We start from the raw sequence: 18,275 nt of genomic DNA on the forward strand, positions 1-18,275 counted from the left end.
TCCGGGAACACACGTGAACCTCTTCATCAGCCCATATCACCTCGCGACACGAGAGCCCCCGGCGATGGTGGCCATGCTCCTCGCCAGAAGCTGCGTCTCCCTCATCCCCGCTCCAATGGGCGCGGACTCTCGAGAGCACCTCGCGATGGCCGTCGCCAGAGTTCCCAGGTACGGCGAGCTCATGGATCGTTTCTCATGGGCAAAGCCGCTCTTCGCTCGCAGCGTCGCGGCCTCCCACATCGGCGGCGCCGATGCGCTCGCCGACGTGCACGCGATGTGGAGCAGAATCGAGCACGAAGACGCATGGTCGCCCCTCCGGGCATGGATGCGCTGGTCGCTCGTTGAAGAGCCCGAAGCATTCCTCGACGCGATCTGCGCCGATGTGCTCAGGGGTGGGCCGGATCCCGGCATCTGCGTTCCCATCGCCGCCGGCGTCGATCGCTTCGCGCAGCGCTTCGGCCTCGTCGTCGCACGGTCCCACCCGACGTCCCTCGCCCAACGCGCCGAAACCGCCTTCGCACGATCGATCGTCTCCTGGTCCATGCCCGTGCTGATGCAGGCAGATGCAAGCCGACTCCTCCACGCGAGAGAACTCCTCGAAAGCGAGCTCCAGGGCCTGCGTCTCGCCCTCGAATGTGCCGCCGCCGGACACGGAAGCCGCGACGATGTACGCGACGCGGCACGCCTCTACAACGCACGCTTCGCCGAGCTGGAAGCCGAACTCCTCGCCGATGAGGACGACGAGGTCAGACCCGTCGCCGGCACCGTCGCACTCTCGCTCGTCGCCATGCCGCAGGATGTCGCCCTGCGATCAAGCGCAGACGCCGCCGCCGCCGTCTCCTCAACACGCGAGCGAAAGTCGCGGGCCGCTCATACCTTCGAACCACACAACGACGAACTGACGCTCTCGCTGCTCGTCAAAGTCATGGGTCGCGACGGCGCCAAGGGCAGAGCAGGCCGCGCCTGGGCTCGCGGCTGATTGCCCGAAGGAGGAGTTGTTCGATGGCCTCAGCACCCCGTAGCGGATCCGGGCGACCGCCCAACCGGCTTGCACAGGAGAGCAGCCCCTACCTCCTCCAGCACGCGCGCAACCCTGTGGACTGGTGGCCCTGGTGCGCCGACGCGTTCGAAGAGGCGCGCCGCCGCGACGTGCCCGTCTTCCTCAGCATCGGGTACTCAACCTGCTACTGGTGCCACGTCATGGAGCGCGAATCCTTCGAGAACGAGGCAACCGCCCGCCTGATGAACGAGCGCTTCGTCTCCATCAAACTCGATCGCGAGGAACGGCCCGAAGTCGACGACATCTACATGGCCGCGACGCAGGTCCTCACCGGGCGAGGCGGCTGGCCCATGAGCGTCTTCCTCGAACCCAAGACCCTCCGCCCTTTCTGGGCCGGTACCTACTACCCGCCCGAACCTCGCCACGGACTCCCCTCCTTCAAGCAGGTCCTCGAAGGCATGTCCGATGCCTATCGAGACAAACGCACGGAAGTCATCGAGCAGGCGGCAAAGCTCGGCCAGGCCGTCGAAGAGCATCTCGCCGCCGGCGGGGCGACGCAGGCGCAGCCGCCTGTCGCGATCGGCATGGGTGAGATCTCAGGCGCTGTCGGCGCATTGCTCAAACTCTTCGATCGCACCGATGGCGGGTTCGGCCGAGCGCCCAAGTTCCCCCAGCCCGTCTATCTCGACCTCTTGCTCGATGCACGCCGCAGCGCGGGCGACGATGCCACGCGGGCCGCGATCGATCACGCCCTCACCTTCACACTCGACCGCATGGCCATCGGAGGCATGTTCGATCAGGTCGGCGGCGGCTTCCACCGCTACAGCGTCGATGCCCACTGGACCGTGCCGCACTTCGAGAAAATGCTCTACGACAACGCCATGCTGCTCGGCGTCTACGCCGACGCCGCTCGCACGCTCGACGACGGCTTCTACGCACGCCTCGTCGCCCGAACGATCGGATACCTGCTCCGTGAGATGGTGCTTGAAACCCAGCCATCCAGCGGACCGGCCAGCAGCCGCGCCTTCGCCTTCGCGACCGCTCAGGATGCAGAAGTAGACGGACGCGAAGGCAGGAACTACGTCTGGACACGCGAAGAACTCGTGAGCGTGCTCGGTGAAGAAGACGGCGACTTCGCATGTCGGGTCTACAGCGTCGATGCCGGCGCAAACTTCAAAGACCCGCACCACCCCGACGATGCGCCCGTGAACGTCCTCCGACTCGAAGCCCGGCCGGAACGCATCGCCGCCGCTCTCGGCATGGACATCGCCGATTTCCTCACTCGGTTCGACGCGATCAACGAGCAACTCCTCCGCGCTCGCTCCACACGCAAGCAGCCCCATATCGACGACAAGATCATCGCCGGCTGGAACGGGCTCATGATCGCATGTCTCGCACGCGCCGGCGACCTCGATTCAAGAGCCCTCCACGCCGCACGCCGAGCCGCAAACTTCCTCATCGAGCACATGATCGACGAGGACGCAACGCTCTACCGCATCGCAAAGATCGGCGCGGGGGAGGGTGCCAGTGGAGCAGAGAGTGGTGGGGCGGTCGGCGTGAAGCACCCCGCGCCGCTCGAGGATTACGCCTTCGTGATGCACGGGATGACGACGCTCGCGATGCGTTCCGAGCCCGATCGCCAGGTCGGCATCACGATCGCCCGTGCCCTCGCCGCCCGCGCCCGCGACCTCTTCTGGGATGAAGACGGCGGCGGGTTCTACGACACCATGCCCGAAGCGCCCGACCTTTTCGTCCGCGCACGCTCGACCTACGACGGTGCCATCCCGTGCGGCACCAGCGTCATGATCCACGCGCTCATCGATCTCCACGAACTCACCGGCGAACGCGCCTACCTCGACGATGCGGTCGCCGCCCTCGCAGCGATCAGCCCCGCCGTCAAAGACTCACCAGTCTCCACAGCTAACTCAACGCGAGCCCTGCTCCGCCTCCTCGTCGGCGGCATGATCGAAGAGTCCGCAGAACCACCGGCACCCGCGCCCGGTGCTGCTTCTACGGGCGCGGAAGCGGGCCTCCAGACACCGATCGAGGTCTATGCGAGCGTCGAGCGCGTGACCGTGAAGGACGATGAGCCCGCGGAGATTGTGGTGAAGGTCCGCGTCCTGCCCGGATACCACGTCATCTCGCCTCTGAGCCCGGTGTTCGCCGCCGGGAACGATGCGCCGGCACTCGTGCCGCTGCACGTCCACATCATCGGCGGCAGCGGCGTCCGCGTCTACGCGGACTATCCGGAGGGAACGTCTCTCGCCTCCGGAGCCGTGGAAGGACTCGCCGGAGTCAACGGCATCGCAGGGGAGTTCGACATGCGCCTCGCGATCGAACGCGACCCGGAGAAGCCGTGGAAGGGCAACCCGCTGATCGCGATCACCTTCCAGGCCTGTACCGACACGGCCTGCGAGCGTGCGAGAACGCTGGAGCTGGATGTGGCGATCGACCGGGGGTGAAGAGACCACAGAGCATCCACCCGTTCGGCCTCTGCGCCACTCCGCGCTCTCCGTGTACTCTGTGGTCACTTCGTTCCTTCAGAGCGTGAACTTCGCATCCGTCCACACCGCGCCCTTGCGTGCACTCTCGACGACGCGTTCGATGAAGTGGACGCCCCGTGCACCATCGCGCACGGTCGGGAACTCCGTCGCCAGTCCCTCCGGCTTCGCCCCCGCCTTCTTCGCGGCAATAGCATCGATCGCCCCACGGTAGATATTCGCAAACGCCTCGATGAACGCCTCCGGATGCCCGCCCGGCAGCCGCGTCGCGCGCCCGGCCTCCGCTCCGACGCCCGGCCCGGAGCGCGTGAAAATCTGCCGCACGCCATCGCGGGGCTGGAACAGAAGCGAGTTCGGCTCCTCCTGCCTCCACGAGATCATCCCCTCCGTGCCGTACACGCGGACCGAAAGGTTGTTCTCCTCGCCGACGCACACCTGCGAGCACGTCAGCGTCCCCTTCGCACCGCCCTTGTAGCGGATCAGAATCGCGGCATCATCGTCCAGCCGCCGCCCCGGCACGAACGTCGTCAGGTCCGCGCACAGCGACTCCATCTCCAACCCCGTGATCGTCGCGACAAGATTCTCCGCGTGCGTGCCGATATCCCCGACCGCCCCCGCGGCCCCCGACCTCGCCGGATCCGTCCGCCAGTCCGCCTGCTTCTGCCCACCGGATTCGAGCGCCGTCGCCAACCACCCCTGGTGGTACTCGACAAACACCTTGCGGATGGTGCCGAGTTTGCCCGCACGCACCAGCGACGCGGCCTGCTTCACAAGCGGATAGCCCGAGTAGTTGTACGTCACCGCGAAGACAACGCCGGACTTGGCGACGGTCTCGACCAGTTCATTCGCCTGCGCCGATGTGTGCACGAGCGGCTTGTCGCACACAACATTGATCCCCGCCGCGGCAAACGCCTTCGCGACCTCAAAGTGTGTGTCATTTGGCGTCACGATCGACACGAAGTCGATGCGATCGTTTGCCGGACGCTTCAGCTCGCCCTCCAGCATCTCCTTCCACGATCCGTAGGACCGATCGGACGCGAGGCCGAGTTCTTTGGCGGATGCCCGCGCCCTCTCCGGCGTCGATGACAGCGCCCCCGCGACCAGCCGCGCCTTGTTGTCGAGCGAGACGGCCATGCGATGGACCGCCCCGATGAACGCCCCTTGTCCGCCGCCGACCATGCCGTAGGTGAGCATCGTGAACTCCGTGCTTTCGAGTGCGGATCTAGATCTCAGCGGGAATGACCCGAAACGCCTTTCTCCCATTCACGCGATAGACGCGAAAGTGCGCATCGAGCGTGAAGATCCTCTGCGTGCCGACCTCCTCGGCGAGAACGACGAGTGACGCGTCGCCCAGGTCCATCGGGAGATCGCGATACTTCTTCATGAGGTCGTACATCCTGTCCGAACAGTTCAGTCCGATCTCGTGGATCTGGAGGTCGCCCGTTCGCACAAGTTGCCAGAGCAGATCCTGCCCTCGCCAGCGGGAACCCGACCGAGAGAGCCGCTCGCCGACCATGTGCATCGCCTCGGTGAAGACCGGCCACGTTGTGACGAGCCCATCGCGGATGCGCTCAGTGGCCTGAGAACAGATCTTGTGGTCTCGGTCTCGCGAGTTGACGAGAGCAAGCAGCGGACCAGCATCGACAATGGTCACGGCTTGTTCCGCCGACGTTTACGGTCATGCGACCGAAGCAGTGACTTTGAGAACTCGCGCCCGCTGTTTCTCGCGTCTGTACCGTCAACGGCCACTGCGCCGATGAAGTAAGACAGGCGATCCTTGAGAGAGGTCTTGAGGATCTCGTCGCACTTCTCACGCGTCCCGGTTCGGATGATCTCCGAGGCGTGCAGCCCGCTGGTACGCGACGCCTCAGCGAGCAGACGCTCTGTATCCGCATCCAAACGAACGCTTCGCATGGCAGTGGCTCCGTAATACGCTCGCCTTACATCGTATCACGACTGCATGTGCCCCGCAACTTCACTCCTTCTCAAACGCCTTATCAAACGCCAACCCGCTCGGCGAAAAATCCATCCCCCGCACGAACTCCACCGCCTCGCTCGCCCCGTGCACGCGGTCCATCCCGCAGTCCTCCCACTCCACCGACAGCGGACCCGTGTACCGCGCGCGATTCAGAGCCCGCGTGATCTCCTCAAAGTCCACCTCGCCCCGTCCCGGCGACCGGAAATCCCACCCGCGCCGGTGATCGCCGAACGACAGATGCGACGCCAGGATCGACGTCTCCCCGTCCAGCGTCCGTATCGCATCCTTCACATGCACGTGATAGATCCGATCTTGGAACGCATCGATGAACTTCACCGGATCAATCCCCTGCCACACCAGGTGCGATGGATCAAAGTTGAAGCCGAACGCCGCCCGCCCCTTCACCGCTTCCACCGCCCGGCGCGCCGTGTGGATGTCGTACGCGATCTCCGTCGGGTGCACCTCCAGCCCGAACCGCACGCCCGCGCGATCAAACTCATCCAGGATCGGGTTCCACCGATCCGCAAAGTCCTTGAACCCCGCGTCGATCTCCGGCTGCCCCGTCGGCGGGAAAAAGTACAACTTGTGCCACACCGACGACCCCGTAAACCCGTTCACCACCTTCACGCCCAGCTTCGCGGCCGCGTGCGCCGTCTTCTTCATCTCCTCCGCCGCACGCTGACGCACACCCTCCGGCTTCCCATCCCCCCACACCCTCGGCGGCAGAATCAACTTGTGCCGCTCGTCGATCGGATCACACACGGCCTGCCCCACAAGGTGATTGCTGATCGCAAAGCACGTCAAACCGTGCTTCTCCAAAATGTCCCATCTCCCGCGGCAATACCCATCCTCCGACACCGCCCTCTCCACATCAAAGTGGTCCCCCCAGCACGCCAGCTCCAGCCCGTCATACCCCATCTCCGCCGCCAGCGCGGCCATCTCTTCCAGTTTCAGATCGGCCCACTGGCCGGTGAACAGCGTGACGGGTCGAGGCATCGAACGGCTCCTTAGTCAAGAACTGGGGGGAAGTGGGGGATGCCATGGTAGTGGATCACACCCCGCCTCGGGCAACACCCTTTGGTGGCACCGCTCTCCAGAGCGGTGTGGCTTTGTCCTCGTGCCCTGATGGCTCGGCTCAAGGCCGAATCTTTCGCTATCGATTCCTCACACACCCGAGATGGTGGGAAACCAGGGTGCTTTACGCGGCGCAAAGAGGTCTTTACACTCGGTCCCCACCAAAGCACCCCCCGGCGCACGGCAGCAAGGCCCGCCAGCGCAGAGCGAGACCCCAGCGAGACCTACCCGATGAACATCCCCCCGGCCCCCGGCTTCCCCCCACCCGCAGCCCAAGGCGCGATCGGCGCCCGCCTCTCCGTCATGATGTTCCTTCAGTTCTTTGTCTGGGGTGCCTGGTATGTCTCGCAGACGGGCTTCATGCTCGACAAGGGGATGGGAGGCCTGATTTCCTGGGCATACACCGTCGGACCGATCGCGGCAATCGTCTCGCCCTTCTTCCTCGGCATGATCGCCGACAAGTTCTTCCCGACGCAGCGAGTCCTCGCCGCGCTCCACGTTCTCGGTGGCGTCGTCATGCTGCTGGTGCCCCAGTCCGCCGCGGCCTTCGTCGATTCCAAGACCTCGGGAGCCGCCTACCTCCAGCCCTACATCCTGCTGCTCCTCCTTCACATGCTCTGCTACATGCCGACGCTCGGCCTCACAACAAGTCTTGCGCTCACGCACATGACCAAGCCCGAGCGCCAGTTCCCCATGATCCGCGTCTGGGGCACAATTGGCTGGATCGTCGGAAACATCGTCGTGGGCGGCAATCTGAAGACGTGGGGGCTTGATGTCGAGTGGATTGCCAGCGGCGACAAGTCGCCGATGCAGTTCTACGTCACCGGCGCCGCCGGCATCCTGCTCGGAATCTTCAGTCTCTCATTGCCCCACACACCGCCGCCGCTCAAGGGCACAAAGTCGTCCGTCCGCCAGATCCTCGGGCTCGATGCCTTGGCGCTCTTCGCCAAGCCGTCGTACCTCGTCTTCCTGATCGCGTCGTTCCTGCTCTGCATCCCGCTCGCGGGGTACTACAACCAGGCCCGCAACTTCGTTGAGGCCACGGGCTTCACCAACGCGACGATGACGATGTCGTACGGCCAGATGTCAGAGATCTTCTTCATGCTCATCATGCCGCTCTGCTTCGCCCGCCTCGGCGCAAAGTGGATGCTCGCCGTCGGCATGCTCGCGTGGGTCGTCCGCTATGGGCTGTTCGCCGGTGCGTGGGGCGGCGCGGGCTCCGACGACGTTAAGTGGATGGTCCTCGGCGGCATCCTCCTCCACGGCATCTGCTACGACTTCTTCTTTGTGACCGGAATGGTCTTCGTCGAGAAGTCGGCGCCGCCACACATCCGAGGCCAGGCCCAAGGATTTCTCGTCCTTCTCACGCAGGGCCTCGGCATGCTGATCGGTGCGCAGGCGTTCGGCTGGCTCGTGAACAAGCACACGTCGGTCGTCGGACAGGGCACGCCCGAGCAAGCAACCATTGTCGCATGGGACAAGATCTGGATGGCGCCATGCATCATGGCCGCCGTAATTCTCGTGGCCTTTGTTGTGCTCTTCCGTCCGTCGAAAGCGACAACCACAGAGCACGCGTAGCTGCCGGACCTCACCGCATAAGTCGCTCAATCATCTCCCGCGCCCCCACAATGTCCTTCACGCGCTGATCGCCCCCCTCGCGCTCGATCACCAGATCGATCGTCCGCGCCCTTCCCGAAGCATCGGTCAGCCCGCGCACGATCTCGACAAACGCGGCCCAGTCCACCGCCCCCGTGCCCCCCGCGACCTCCTCGCCCCACGTCCCAGGCACCTTCGTCGGCTTCGCATCCTTGATGTGAACCTGCCGGATCCACGGCTCAAGGGCCTTCATTGCCGCGATCGGCTCACCCTTCCCATACAGGATCATGTTCGCCGGGTCAAAGTTCACACCCAGGTCCGGCCGGTTGATCTCTTCAAGCACGCCGATCAGCGTCTGCGCTGTCTCCTGCCCCGTCTCGAGCGCGACCTCGGCGCCCACCGCCGCGAAGCAATCCGCAATCGCATTGATCCGGTCAACCAGCACCCGCCGCTCCGGGTCGTTCGTCGACCCCGGCAGATACCCCGCGTGGAACGTCACCAGTTTCAGCCCCAGCCGCTTCGCGATCGCGGCATTCTCTCTCGCGGCAATCAGATTGTCCGCCCACGTCGAATCCAGACGCACACCCCCCGTGTGCTCGATCGTCTCCAGCGAGGTGTAATCCTCGCCCTTACACGCCATCATCCCGGAGACAACCCCGACCCCGGCCTCCGACAGCGCCGCAAGCGTCTCCTCAAGTCCCCAGTTGGCGGCTTGTACCCCATCTGGTCCATGAATCTCGCCCCCTCGACGCAGGGGGTCCAGCGCAAGCTGAACGTGCGAGATCCCGCACGACGTGGCGAGCATTGCGAGTTCCGCGCCGGACTTGGCCCGCAGGGACCACGAACACACTGCGACTCTTCCAATCATCGGGGCCTCCGCGCCATCGTCTGCTGTCGAATAGGGGTGGTCTTCATCGGCAATCCGTCACGGAATCGGCCAAGCCACTTGCAGCGTTCTCTATCTGCTGTATGCTGATAGGGCAGCGGGATCCTGACGGATTCCGCACTTTTCACGTCAATGCGAGCACCCACGGCTCGCAGCGTGGTATACGGCTAGGGACGAAGGAGTGATCATGCGCGGCTCGAACTCTCATCTCAACGGTGCCGGCAATACCCGGCGCGACTTTCTCGTCAAGACCGCTGCTCTCGCGGGTGCGGGCGCGCTGCTCGCAGGTGCCGCGAAGAAGCCATCTGTCTACGCCCCGTCATCCTCGATCAAGGCCGCCAAGCGCGTCCCCGTTCCCGACGGCCAGCCGATCCGCCTCGGCGTGATCGGCACGGGCGGCATGGGCACCGGCCACTGCGATGCGATCATCAAACTCTCAAAGGACGGACGCACCAACGTTCAGATCGTCGCCGTCTGCGATGTCTGCGACTCGCACATGGCCAGAGCCAAGAAGCTCTGCGAAGAGAAGCAGCCGGGCGTCAAGGTCGATACCTACCGCAAGCACGAGGATCTCCTCGCCCGAGAGGACATCCACGCAGTGCTCATCGCAAGCCCCGAGCACTGGCACGCGCAGCACGCCATCGACGCCATCACCGCAGGCAAAGACGTCTACCTCGAAAAGCCCATGACACTCCGCCTCGATGAGGCGCTCGCCCTCCGCGAATACTCCCTCAAGCACCCCGACGTCATCCTCCAGATCGGCACGCAGATGATGCAGCTCCCGCGCTACCACGAAGCCAGGAAGCTCATCCGCTCCGGCGAGATCGGACACCCCACCCTCGCGCAGACCAGCTACTGCCGCTCCTCCAAGGACGGCGAGTGGAACTACTACGGCATCGACAAGAACTGGAAGCCCGGCGAAAATCTCGACTGGGACCGCTGGTGCGGCCCGCTCGGCTCACGCGAGTGGGATCCCAAGATCTTCGCACGCTGGCGCCGCTACCGCGACTTCTCCACAGGCATCATCGGCGACCTCCTCGTCCACGTCGTCACGCCCCTCCTCCTCGCGCTCGACTCCCCGTGGCCCACACGCGTCGTCGCAAGTGGATCACACATCATCGACAAGGCCATGGAGAACCACGATCTCACCAATCTCGTCATCACCATGGAGAACGGCACACAGATGATCGTCGCCGGCTCCACCTGCAACGAGGTCGGACTCGAAACCATGATCCGCGGCTACAAAGCCAACCTCTACCTCGGCAGCGTCAACTGCCAGGTCCGCCCGGAGCGACTCTTCGTCGATGAGGTCGAGGGCAGAACGATCGAATGCGAGAACATCGGCAACGACCAGGATGTCCATCGCGTCGCCTTCTTCGACTGTGTCCGCACCAGGAACGAGCCCCCCGCGGGCGTCGATCTCTCAACCAAGGTGATGGTCATCGTTGACCTCGCCACCCGTTCCATGTGGGAGGGCAAGGCCTTCTCGTTCGATCCCAAGACGATGACGGCCTCGCCGGCGTGATGGTGACATGATCCACAGGGCGGCGTGCTTCGCGATGGGGACTCGTTTCGAGCTCGTGCTCGACGACGATGATCCCTCGCGCCTCGGGCCGATCGCAGACCACGTCCTCGAAGAGATCACCCACTGGCACAACCGGCTCTCCCTCTTCAGGCGAGACTCATTTCTTTCCTATATCAACGCTAACGCATTGAACGCCGCGATCCCTCTCGAACCGGAACTCTTCGAACTCTTCTCGATCTGCCGCGAGGTGCACCGCAATTCAGACGGTGCCTTCGATCCCGCCATCGCCCCGCTCATGACAGCCCTCGGGCTGCACGACGGCGCAATACTCCCGGCCGACGACCAATCCGGCGATCACGCAACCCACGGTGATCCCGCGTGGGGCCAGTCGCTCGGGCCACGCGGCATGGCCGCCGTCGAACTCGACTGCGACCGCCGCACAATCAGGTTCCACTCCCCCGGCGTCGTCCTCGACCTCGGAGCCATCGCCAAGGGCTTCGCCATCGACATGGCCGCGTCACATCTGCGAGAGTTCGGTATCGAGCGAGCCCTCGTCCACGGCGGAACCAGCAGCATCGTCGCCATCGGCTCCCCCCCGGAAGCCGATGGGTGGCGCATCGCCATGGGATCAGATGCAGACTCGCCCGTCATCACGCTCTGTGATGGTGCCCTCTCCTTCTCGTCCCCGTCAGGACGCTCCGTCGAAACACCCGACGGATCACGCCGCACCACCCACATCATCGATCCACGCGTCGGCGCGCCCGCCGATCAGGGCGTCTTCGCCGCCGCCGTTGCGTCGGCGCTCACGGGCAACGCGGTCGATCCCTGGCCCGCGGCACGCTGCGAGGCGTGGTCCACCGCTCTCGTCGTCCTCGGCTCACGCCCCGAGAGCATGCCCGAAACCCTCACGAGCGCGATGGCACGCGGCTCCAATCCCCCTCGCCAATGGTCGATTGTCGGACCTCACCGTCCGTACATTACACACACAATTCCGCCGGGCCCCTCGGTCTCACAGGGCTCGCGCTGCTAGGAGCGTTCGATGTTGGGAACCGACTTTGCACATCTCTCCGGCGGCTCGCCCTCCAACGGCCGTCGCCAGTTCATCAAGACCGCCGGAGCAACCGGCGTCGCCATCCTCGCCCTCACCCCCGAGTGGTCGTTCGCTCGAGGGCTCGCGGCCGACCCGATCAACGTCGCCGTCATCGGCGCGGGCCGCCACGCCCGGGCGATCCTCGACGAGCTCTCCAAGTTCGAGAACGCAAAGGTCACCGCGATCTGCGACATCGTCCCCTCGCGCCTCTCCGCCGCGCTCCGCCGCGTGCAGGGCGCAACCGGCTACGCCGATCACAAAGACCTCCTCGCCAAGGCGACCGATGTCACCGTCGTCTTCGTCGTCACGCCGACACACACGCACAAAGAGATCTCGCTCGACGCCATCGCAGCAGGGAAGCACGTCTTCATCGAAGCACCCATGGCCCACACGATCGAGGACTGCGCCGAGATCGCGCGGGCCGCACGCTCCTCGAGCAAGGTCGTCCACGTCGGCCTCTACGCCAGGTCAAACCCCATCTACAAACTCGCCAGGACCTTCTTCCGCTCAGACTCGGTCCGCGACCTCGTGACCATGCGCGCCCAGAGCAACCGCAAGAACGAATGGCGCGTCCCCGTCAGCGATCCCAAAGACGATCGCGCCCTCAACTGGCGCCTCGACCCCGAGGTCTCCATCGGGCTCCCCGGCGAGTTCGGCTGCCATCAGGTCGATGTCTTCAACTGGTATCTCGGCAAGTATCCGGTCTCCGTCTCCGGCACCGGCTCCATCCGACTCCACAAGGATGGACGCAAGGTCCCCGACACCACACACGCGACATTCCTCTTCGAAGACGGTGCGCGGCTGGACTGGTCCGCAACCCTCGCAAACTCATACGAGGGCCAGTACGAGGTCCTCTACGGCACAAACGCCGCCATCAAACTCGCCTGGACCGCCGCGTGGATGTTCAAAGAAGCCGACGCCCCCACCCAGGGGTGGGAGGTCTACGCCAATCGCCAGCGCTTCCACAACGACGAGGGCATCACCCTCATCGCCGATGCCACCAAACTCGCCTCACAGGGCAAACTGAAAGAAGGCGTCGGACTCCCCAACCCGCCCGTCTACTACGCAATCGGCGACTTCATCGACGCCATCGCCAACGCAAAGCCCGCCGTCGTCTCCGCCGATGAAGGCCTCCGCGCAACCGCCATCTCAATCCTCGCAAACAAGGCGGTCCTCGACGGCTCTCGCATCGACATCTCGCCCGATTCTCTCAAAGTCTGATCCCGATCGCCGGCACGCCCACCACCTCCGCACCCGAGCGTCATTCCAGCCGCTCGCTCTGCAAGCAGGAAACACCGCTCCATGCAGTTCAGGCACCTTCCATTCATGGCGCGGCTCGGCCTCACGATGCTCATGCTCGTGCTGGTCGGCGGGCTCGCCGCTTCCGCCACGCATCTCATCTGGCACCACGAGAACCGCGACGATCAGAAGGGCGTCTCCTACGACGACATCGCCGGCGCATACCACGGCGTCACCGCCGACGCCCCGCTCATGAGGGCCATGAAGGCCAATCACCCCCCCGAACTCCCCCAACAGGCCCGCAAGGTCCTCACAGATTGGCTCATCTCCGGGCGCATCAGCGAAGACTTCGACAACATCGACCTCGGCGACAACGCCCCCGATGCCATCATCGCCACCAACTGCATCTCCTGCCACAACCGAAACTCGGCCGACCCAGATGCCAGAAAGATCCCCCTCGAGTTCTTCGACGACGTGCGCCGTCTCGCCTTCGCCAAAAACATCAAGCCCACAGACATCAAGATCCTCGCCGCATCGACCCACACCCACGCCCTTGCCCTCGGCACGCTCTCGCTCGTCCTCGGCGTCTTCATGCTCGGGTCACGCTTCAGCAAGGGGCTCGGCTCCCTCCTGATCGGCGTCTCCGGCCTCTCGCTCCTCGTCGATCTCGGCGCATGGTGGCTGGCGCGCGACAACGAGATCTGGGTCAAGGCCATCCTCGTCGCCGGGCCGGCCTACGCCATCTCGACAGGCCTCATGTGCCTGCTCTCAATCCTCGACCTCTGGCTCCCCGCGAAGAAGCAGTCCGAGTAAGCCGAGCGAAACCCGCTCACTTCTCTGTCGCGATCAGGTCCAGCAGCGCCTTGGTGAGACGGATCCCCTCCGGCTCCGAGTGCTTGTCACCCTCGTACTCGATCCCGACGTAACCCGTGTACCCCGAGTCGCGCACGATCTTCATCATCCGGCGGTAGTTCGTCCGGACCTCGTTCCCGTCCGCGTCGAACTCGTGGCTCTTGGCCGAGACACCCTTCGCGTAAGGCATCAACTCCGATACACCCTTGTACCGGTCGTACCACGCCTCAGGATCGCTCGCTCGCGACCAGTCCAGACAGAAATTGCCGAAGTCCGGCAGCGTCCCGCAGCGCGGATGATCCACCATCTTCATCACGCCCGCCAGCCACTCCCCGTTGCTGCTCAGCGAGCCGTGGTTCTCAACAATCACGTTGAGCCCATACGGCTCCGCCAGGTCAACCAGAGCCCGCAGCCCATCCGCCGCGTGCCTCATCCGCTCGTCCCAAGGCGCATCACCGGCCGCGTTCACGCGGATCGAGTGGCACCCCAGAGCCGCCGCCGCCTCCAGCCACTTGCGATGATTCTCAACAGACTGTTTCCGCTTCGCCTCGTCCGAGTGCGCCAGCTCCCCCTCCCTGTCGCACATGATGAGCAGCGACTTGACGCCCTCGCCATCCGCCCGCTTCCGCATCTCGCCGATGTACGATGCATCCCGCGCCTTGTCGAAGAAGAACGCGTTCACATACTCCACCGCCTCAATGCCGTAACTCTCACGCGCCGTTCGCGCAAAGTCGAGATTGTCCAGCTCCTTCGCGAACAACGCCCGATGCAGCGACCACTGCGCGAGCGAGATCGGCAACACGCCCCCTCCGCGGCCCACTCCCAACGCCCGCCCGAACGGAGCAACCATCGCGAGCCCCACCCCGCCGATCGCAACCAGCGCATCACGCCGAGAAACCGCCTGCCTGCTGTGTGCCATGCTCGCCATACTCCGTTCGCTCGACCTCGGTGACAATCCCGACACCCGTTTCCGTATCATGCTATCGAAGCCGCCTCAGGCACGCACCCCCTTCCCCACCGAGATCCACACCCGCAGACGCACACACCCGGTTAGACTGGAGCATTCGTGGATGAAGCCCCTCAGAATCCGGTCTCCGACCACGCCCCGCCCCTCGCGCCAAGCGCCCAATCCGCACCCCTCCGCCTCCACCCTCCGACCTCGCCCGGACCGGTCGAGCCGAACGAAGAGGGACGCATCTGGCCCAACATGATCGGCATCGGCGTCATCGTCCTCCAGGGGCTCGGACTCATCGCCTCAATCGGATCTGCCGCCGCATCGCTGATCGATCTGAACTCGCTGTTCGGTGTCGGTGGGATGGGCATGGGAGAGATGATCGACGTCGCGAAAAAATGGCAGCCATACCTCCTCGCGTGCTACGCGATCGCAGGGGTGCTCGCCGTCGTCGCCATCTTCGGCGGCGCGATGCTCCTCACCCGTCGTCGCCTGGGCGTCCATCTCCTGATCATCTGGTCGCTGCTCCGGATCCCCTACGCGATCTTCGTCTCCTGGGCGACCACCGGCATGCAGAGAGACAACCTCGCCGCCATGAGCAATGCGGGCGCAATCGGGCCTCAGGTTCCCGGCATGACCTCTGTGATGGTCTGGACATCGCTCCTCATGTCCTTCGTCGTAGCCATGGCGCTCCCCGCCTTCCTCCTCATCTGGTTCTCCGTGAAGCCGATCCGACGCCAGACTCGCCTGTGGCGATAAACACCCTCGAAGGTGAACGATGTTCTGCAAGGTCTGCAACTACGCACTCTGGAACCTCAAAGACCGCACCTGCCCCGAGTGCGGCACCGGTTTCGCACCCTCGCAGTTCCGCTTCACACCCAACTCCATTCGCTTCCTCTGCCCGCACTGCGCCCAGCAGTACTACGGCACCTCCCGCGTCGGCCACCTCGTCCCCGACGACTTCACCTGCGTCTCGTGCCAACACCAGATCCGCATGGACGAGATGATCCTCGTCCCCGCCGCAGGTATCGACGAACGAAAGACCCGCGCGCGGGGCAACCCATGGATCGAACGCGCCGGCAGACCCACCATCCGCGACTGGCTCCACACCACGGTGCTCTCGATGGGCACGCCCGCCGCGCTCATCCTCGCGACCAGCCCCTCGACGCGGCTCTCACGCACACTCGGCTACGCCGCACTCACCGCCGCCCTCGCCTCCGCGACAAGCGTGATCCTCCCATTCGTCACGCTCGCCCCATTTCTTCTGCCGTTCGGAATCAACGCCAAGGGCTGGTTCGCGCTCCTCGTATGGGTTGTCGGCGTCGCCTGCTCAGGGCTCCTGATGTATGTGGCCGTGCCGATCGCCGCCGCCGCATCCCATCTGGTCCTGCGCGGGGGCAAGCCCGCAGGCACCCTCCGCACCACCATCCACGCCGCCGCGATCTCCTCCGGATCCAACATCTTCTGGGGAGTCCCCGTCTTCGGCTTCATGACCGGACCCGTCGGCATGATCTGGTGGGGCGTCTCATTCTCCGTGATGCTCCGAGTCGCCCACAAAGTCACCAAGACGCGCGCCGCAATCGCCGGCATGCTCGTGCCCGTAGCCATCATGCTCGCGTTCGCCGCCGCAATGGCCGTCGCGATCTTCTTCTCCGTGCGAGCCGCCACCACCGCGATCGGCACGCTCTCCACCAGCGCCCAGGCCGATGTCGCCGCTGTCTCACTCGCTCTCCGAGATGCGGCCGCAGAAGACGGGCGCGAGAGGCACCTCGGATCACTCTTCCTCGAAGGCAAGGTCACGATCGCAGACCTCCTCGGCGACAATTTCTCGAGTACCTCCGCGGTCATCGCGGGTGGTGTTGATCTTGCACCCATCATCTCCGCTGCATCCGAGACCGAACGCCAGTCCCTCATCTCCACCCTCGACGCCTCACTCACGCCCGACATCATCGCCTATCGCGTCGGCGACATCATCGTCATCCGAGACATCCCTGAACCCCCGCCTGATCCACACCTCTGGCTCGCCGCCGTCTCGCTCGAACCGACCGCGAACACGAACTGGTACGCCCAGTCCAACACACCCGCCGCAGGCCAGCTCCGACTCATGGGGATGGGTGGCCCCTCAAACGCTTCCATCAACCCCGATGTCACCGATCAGAACCGCATCCGCGCCATCTACGGCCTCCCCGCGCTCCCTCCGCTCCACACCATCCTCCCGTCGATCCCGTTCAGAGTGGTCGATTCAGACGCGCCGCCCGAACAGCACAACCACGAACCCGGCGCCCAACCCTCCGAAGGTCCGCAAACGGGCGGCTGATCCAGCTCGCCCCCCGGCAACGCCGAACAGACACCCTGAACGCTCATCAGCAGCACATGAATCCATCAACCGCGCCTCCTCGAACCCTTGACAGCATGCCCCTCTCGCGCAACACTCTCCCCGTGACCAAAGCCCTTCACCAGCTTCAGCATTGCATGAAGCCGCTCGCCTCAGGCGAGTGCCGGTGATGGTGCGGTCGCTGTAACCAGCGGATAGACCCCACTCGACGCCGGCTCCCGAAAGCCGGCGTCGTTCGCTATCCAGAGCGAGCGAGTCGGCCGGGAGCCCCAAGCAGGACCCCGGACCATGACAACGCTCAGCCCCGCCCGCACCACAAGACAAGATCTCCCCGGCTCGATCCCCGCGATCACAGAAGCCGCGCCGAGCACACTCCACGTCGCCATACCCAAGGGACGCATGTACGACGGCATCGTCGCACTCCTCGCCGAAGCCGGCATCCGTCTCTCCGCCTCCGCCCGCGGCTATCGCCCCACCCTCTCCCTCCCCGCCGTCGAAGCCAAAATCTTGAAGCCCCAGAACATCATCGAGATGCTCGAGGTCGGCTCGCGCGATGTCGGCTTCGCCGGCGCCGACTGGGTCGCCGAACTCGACGCCAACATCGTCGAAGTCCTCGATACCGGGCTCGACCGTGTCCGCGTCGTCGCCGCCGCGCCGACCCAGATCCTCGAAGATGGCCGCCTCCCGCGCCGCCCCCTGGTGGTCGCCTCCGAGATGGAACGCCTCACCCGCGCCTGGATCGCCTCGCGCGAACTCGACGCAAAGTTCGTCCGCTCCTACGGCGCGACCGAGGTCTTCCCCCCCGAAGACGCCGACTGCATCGTCGACATCGCCGCCTCTGGCGCAACACTCGCCGCCAACGGCCTCGAAGTCGTCGACGAACTCCTCACCTCTTCCACACGCCTCTACGCAAGCCGCGCCGCCATGGCTGACGACGCCAAACGCGCCGCCATCAACGACCTCGCACTCCTCCTCTCCTCCGTCCTCGAAGCCCGCAAACGCGTCATGCTCGAGGTCAACGTCCCCGCCGATCGGCTCGACGCCGTCGTCGCCATCCTCCCCTGCATGCGACAACCCACCATCTCCCCACTCCACGCCGGCGCGTGTACCACACCACGCGCCTTCGCCGTCAAGGCCGCCGTTCCCCGTGAGAGACTCCCGAAGCTCATCCCAGCCATCAAACAAGCCGGCGGCACAGACCTCGTCATCTCACCCATCGCGCAAGTCGTTCCCTAGCTAAATCACCA

General features: G+C 64.9%; 16 protein-coding genes. 10 read left to right on the forward strand and 6 right to left on the reverse strand.

The features are described from left to right. The first annotated feature begins 13 nt into the window (after positions 1–13). Together KF838_01415 and KF838_01420 are read left to right on the forward strand one after the other, a co-directional pair. Positions 14–979, forward strand: a complete 966-nt coding sequence (locus KF838_01415) for a hypothetical protein (protein ID QYK48526.1) — start codon at positions 14–16, stop codon at positions 977–979. Between the two features lie 23 nt (positions 980–1,002). After that, the gene (locus KF838_01420) at positions 1,003–3,462 is read left to right on the forward strand and encodes a thioredoxin domain-containing protein (protein QYK48527.1); all 2,460 of its coding nucleotides are present in this window, start codon (positions 1,003–1,005) and stop codon (positions 3,460–3,462) included. Positions 3,463–3,540: 78 nt separating this feature from the next. Here KF838_01420 and KF838_01425 read toward each other — a convergent pair whose 3' ends face one another. The 4 genes from KF838_01425 to KF838_01440 form a co-directional block, all read right to left on the reverse strand. Further along, positions 3,541–4,695, reverse strand: coding sequence for a Gfo/Idh/MocA family oxidoreductase (locus KF838_01425; GenBank protein QYK48528.1), 1,155 nt, complete (start codon positions 4,693–4,695; stop codon positions 3,541–3,543). Positions 4,696–4,723: 28 nt separating this feature from the next. After that, the gene (locus KF838_01430) at positions 4,724–5,155 is read right to left on the reverse strand and encodes a PIN domain-containing protein (GenBank protein QYK48529.1); all 432 of its coding nucleotides are present in this window, start codon (positions 5,153–5,155) and stop codon (positions 4,724–4,726) included. Next, positions 5,152–5,415, reverse strand: coding sequence for a hypothetical protein (locus KF838_01435; protein ID QYK48530.1), 264 nt, complete (start codon positions 5,413–5,415; stop codon positions 5,152–5,154). Before KF838_01435 ends, KF838_01430 begins: the two co-directional genes overlap by 4 nt. Positions 5,416–5,476: 61 nt before the next feature. Then, entirely contained in the window at positions 5,477–6,475 is a 999-nt protein-coding gene (locus tag KF838_01440) for a sugar phosphate isomerase/epimerase (GenBank protein ID QYK48531.1), read from the reverse strand. Positions 6,476–6,784: 309 nt separating this feature from the next. On the opposite strand from KF838_01440, the gene KF838_01445 reads away from it, so the two are divergent. Then, positions 6,785–8,131 (forward strand): MFS transporter, encoded by a 1,347-nt coding sequence (locus KF838_01445; GenBank protein ID QYK48532.1) that lies wholly within the window; start codon positions 6,785–6,787, stop codon positions 8,129–8,131. A gap of 10 nt (positions 8,132–8,141) precedes the next feature. On the opposite strand, the gene KF838_01450 is transcribed toward KF838_01445, so the two are convergent. Continuing rightward, positions 8,142–9,017: a sugar phosphate isomerase/epimerase gene (locus KF838_01450; GenBank protein ID QYK48533.1), complete on the reverse strand. Its 876-nt coding sequence runs from the start codon at positions 9,015–9,017 to the stop codon at positions 8,142–8,144. 205 nt (positions 9,018–9,222) lie between these two features. Here KF838_01450 and KF838_01455 point away from each other — a divergent pair, with 205 nt between their 5' ends. From KF838_01455 to KF838_01470, 4 genes are all read left to right on the forward strand, one after another. Continuing rightward, positions 9,223–10,560, forward strand: coding sequence for a Gfo/Idh/MocA family oxidoreductase (locus tag KF838_01455; GenBank protein ID QYK48534.1), 1,338 nt, complete (start codon positions 9,223–9,225; stop codon positions 10,558–10,560). Positions 10,561–10,567: 7 nt separating this feature from the next. After that, positions 10,568–11,590 carry an FAD:protein FMN transferase gene (locus tag KF838_01460; protein QYK48535.1) on the forward strand — a complete coding sequence of 341 codons (1,023 nt, stop codon included), beginning with the start codon at positions 10,568–10,570 and terminating at the stop codon, positions 11,588–11,590. Between the two features lie 9 nt (positions 11,591–11,599). Beyond that, complete coding sequence (locus tag KF838_01465) at positions 11,600–12,871, forward strand: Gfo/Idh/MocA family oxidoreductase (protein ID QYK48536.1); 1,272 nt, start codon at positions 11,600–11,602, stop codon at positions 12,869–12,871. An 81-nt stretch (positions 12,872–12,952) separates the two neighbouring features. Continuing rightward, positions 12,953–13,702 carry a hypothetical protein gene (locus KF838_01470; GenBank protein QYK48537.1) on the forward strand — a complete coding sequence of 250 codons (750 nt, stop codon included), beginning with the start codon at positions 12,953–12,955 and terminating at the stop codon, positions 13,700–13,702. 16 nt (positions 13,703–13,718) lie between these two features. Here the strand turns inward: KF838_01470 and KF838_01475 are convergent, their stop codons facing one another. After that, positions 13,719–14,660 (reverse strand): sugar phosphate isomerase/epimerase, encoded by a 942-nt coding sequence (locus tag KF838_01475; protein QYK48538.1) that lies wholly within the window; start codon positions 14,658–14,660, stop codon positions 13,719–13,721. Between the two features lie 147 nt (positions 14,661–14,807). Between KF838_01475 and KF838_01480 the strand changes: the two genes are divergently transcribed. From KF838_01480 to hisG, 3 genes are all read left to right on the forward strand, one after another. After that, the gene (locus tag KF838_01480) at positions 14,808–15,452 is read left to right on the forward strand and encodes a hypothetical protein (protein QYK48539.1); all 645 of its coding nucleotides are present in this window, start codon (positions 14,808–14,810) and stop codon (positions 15,450–15,452) included. A gap of 19 nt (positions 15,453–15,471) precedes the next feature. Then, positions 15,472–17,010 (forward strand): hypothetical protein, encoded by a 1,539-nt coding sequence (locus tag KF838_01485; GenBank protein ID QYK48540.1) that lies wholly within the window; start codon positions 15,472–15,474, stop codon positions 17,008–17,010. A 306-nt stretch (positions 17,011–17,316) separates the two neighbouring features. After that, positions 17,317–18,264 (forward strand): ATP phosphoribosyltransferase, encoded by a 948-nt coding sequence (hisG, locus tag KF838_01490; GenBank protein ID QYK48541.1) that lies wholly within the window; start codon positions 17,317–17,319, stop codon positions 18,262–18,264. Positions 18,265–18,275 lie beyond the last annotated feature (11 nt).

This window comes from Phycisphaeraceae bacterium, assembly GCA_019454185.1.
GTDB lineage: Bacteria > Planctomycetota > Phycisphaerae > Phycisphaerales > UBA1924 > JAHBWV01.

Excerpts from the sequence above, each read along its gene's own strand:
- KF838_01420 (QYK48527.1), top strand. The coding sequence starts at position 1,003 with ATGGCCTCAGCACCCCGTAGCGGATCCGGGCGACCGCCCAACCGGCTT.
- KF838_01425 (QYK48528.1), bottom strand. The coding sequence starts at position 4,695 with ATGCTCACCTACGGCATGGTCGGCGGCGGACAAGGGGCGTTCATCGGG.
- KF838_01435 (QYK48530.1), bottom strand. The coding sequence starts at position 5,415 with ATGCGAAGCGTTCGTTTGGATGCGGATACAGAGCGTCTGCTCGCTGAG.
- KF838_01440 (QYK48531.1), bottom strand. The coding sequence starts at position 6,475 with ATGCCTCGACCCGTCACGCTGTTCACCGGCCAGTGGGCCGATCTGAAA.
- KF838_01445 (QYK48532.1), top strand. The coding sequence starts at position 6,785 with ATGAACATCCCCCCGGCCCCCGGCTTCCCCCCACCCGCAGCCCAAGGC.
- KF838_01450 (QYK48533.1), bottom strand. The coding sequence starts at position 9,017 with ATGATTGGAAGAGTCGCAGTGTGTTCGTGGTCCCTGCGGGCCAAGTCC.
- KF838_01455 (QYK48534.1), top strand. The coding sequence starts at position 9,223 with ATGCGCGGCTCGAACTCTCATCTCAACGGTGCCGGCAATACCCGGCGC.
- KF838_01460 (QYK48535.1), top strand. The coding sequence starts at position 10,568 with ATGATCCACAGGGCGGCGTGCTTCGCGATGGGGACTCGTTTCGAGCTC.
- KF838_01465 (QYK48536.1), top strand. The coding sequence starts at position 11,600 with ATGTTGGGAACCGACTTTGCACATCTCTCCGGCGGCTCGCCCTCCAAC.
- KF838_01470 (QYK48537.1), top strand. The coding sequence starts at position 12,953 with ATGCAGTTCAGGCACCTTCCATTCATGGCGCGGCTCGGCCTCACGATG.
- KF838_01475 (QYK48538.1), bottom strand. The coding sequence starts at position 14,660 with ATGGCACACAGCAGGCAGGCGGTTTCTCGGCGTGATGCGCTGGTTGCG.
- KF838_01485 (QYK48540.1), top strand. The coding sequence starts at position 15,472 with ATGTTCTGCAAGGTCTGCAACTACGCACTCTGGAACCTCAAAGACCGC.
- hisG (QYK48541.1), top strand. The coding sequence starts at position 17,317 with ATGACAACGCTCAGCCCCGCCCGCACCACAAGACAAGATCTCCCCGGC.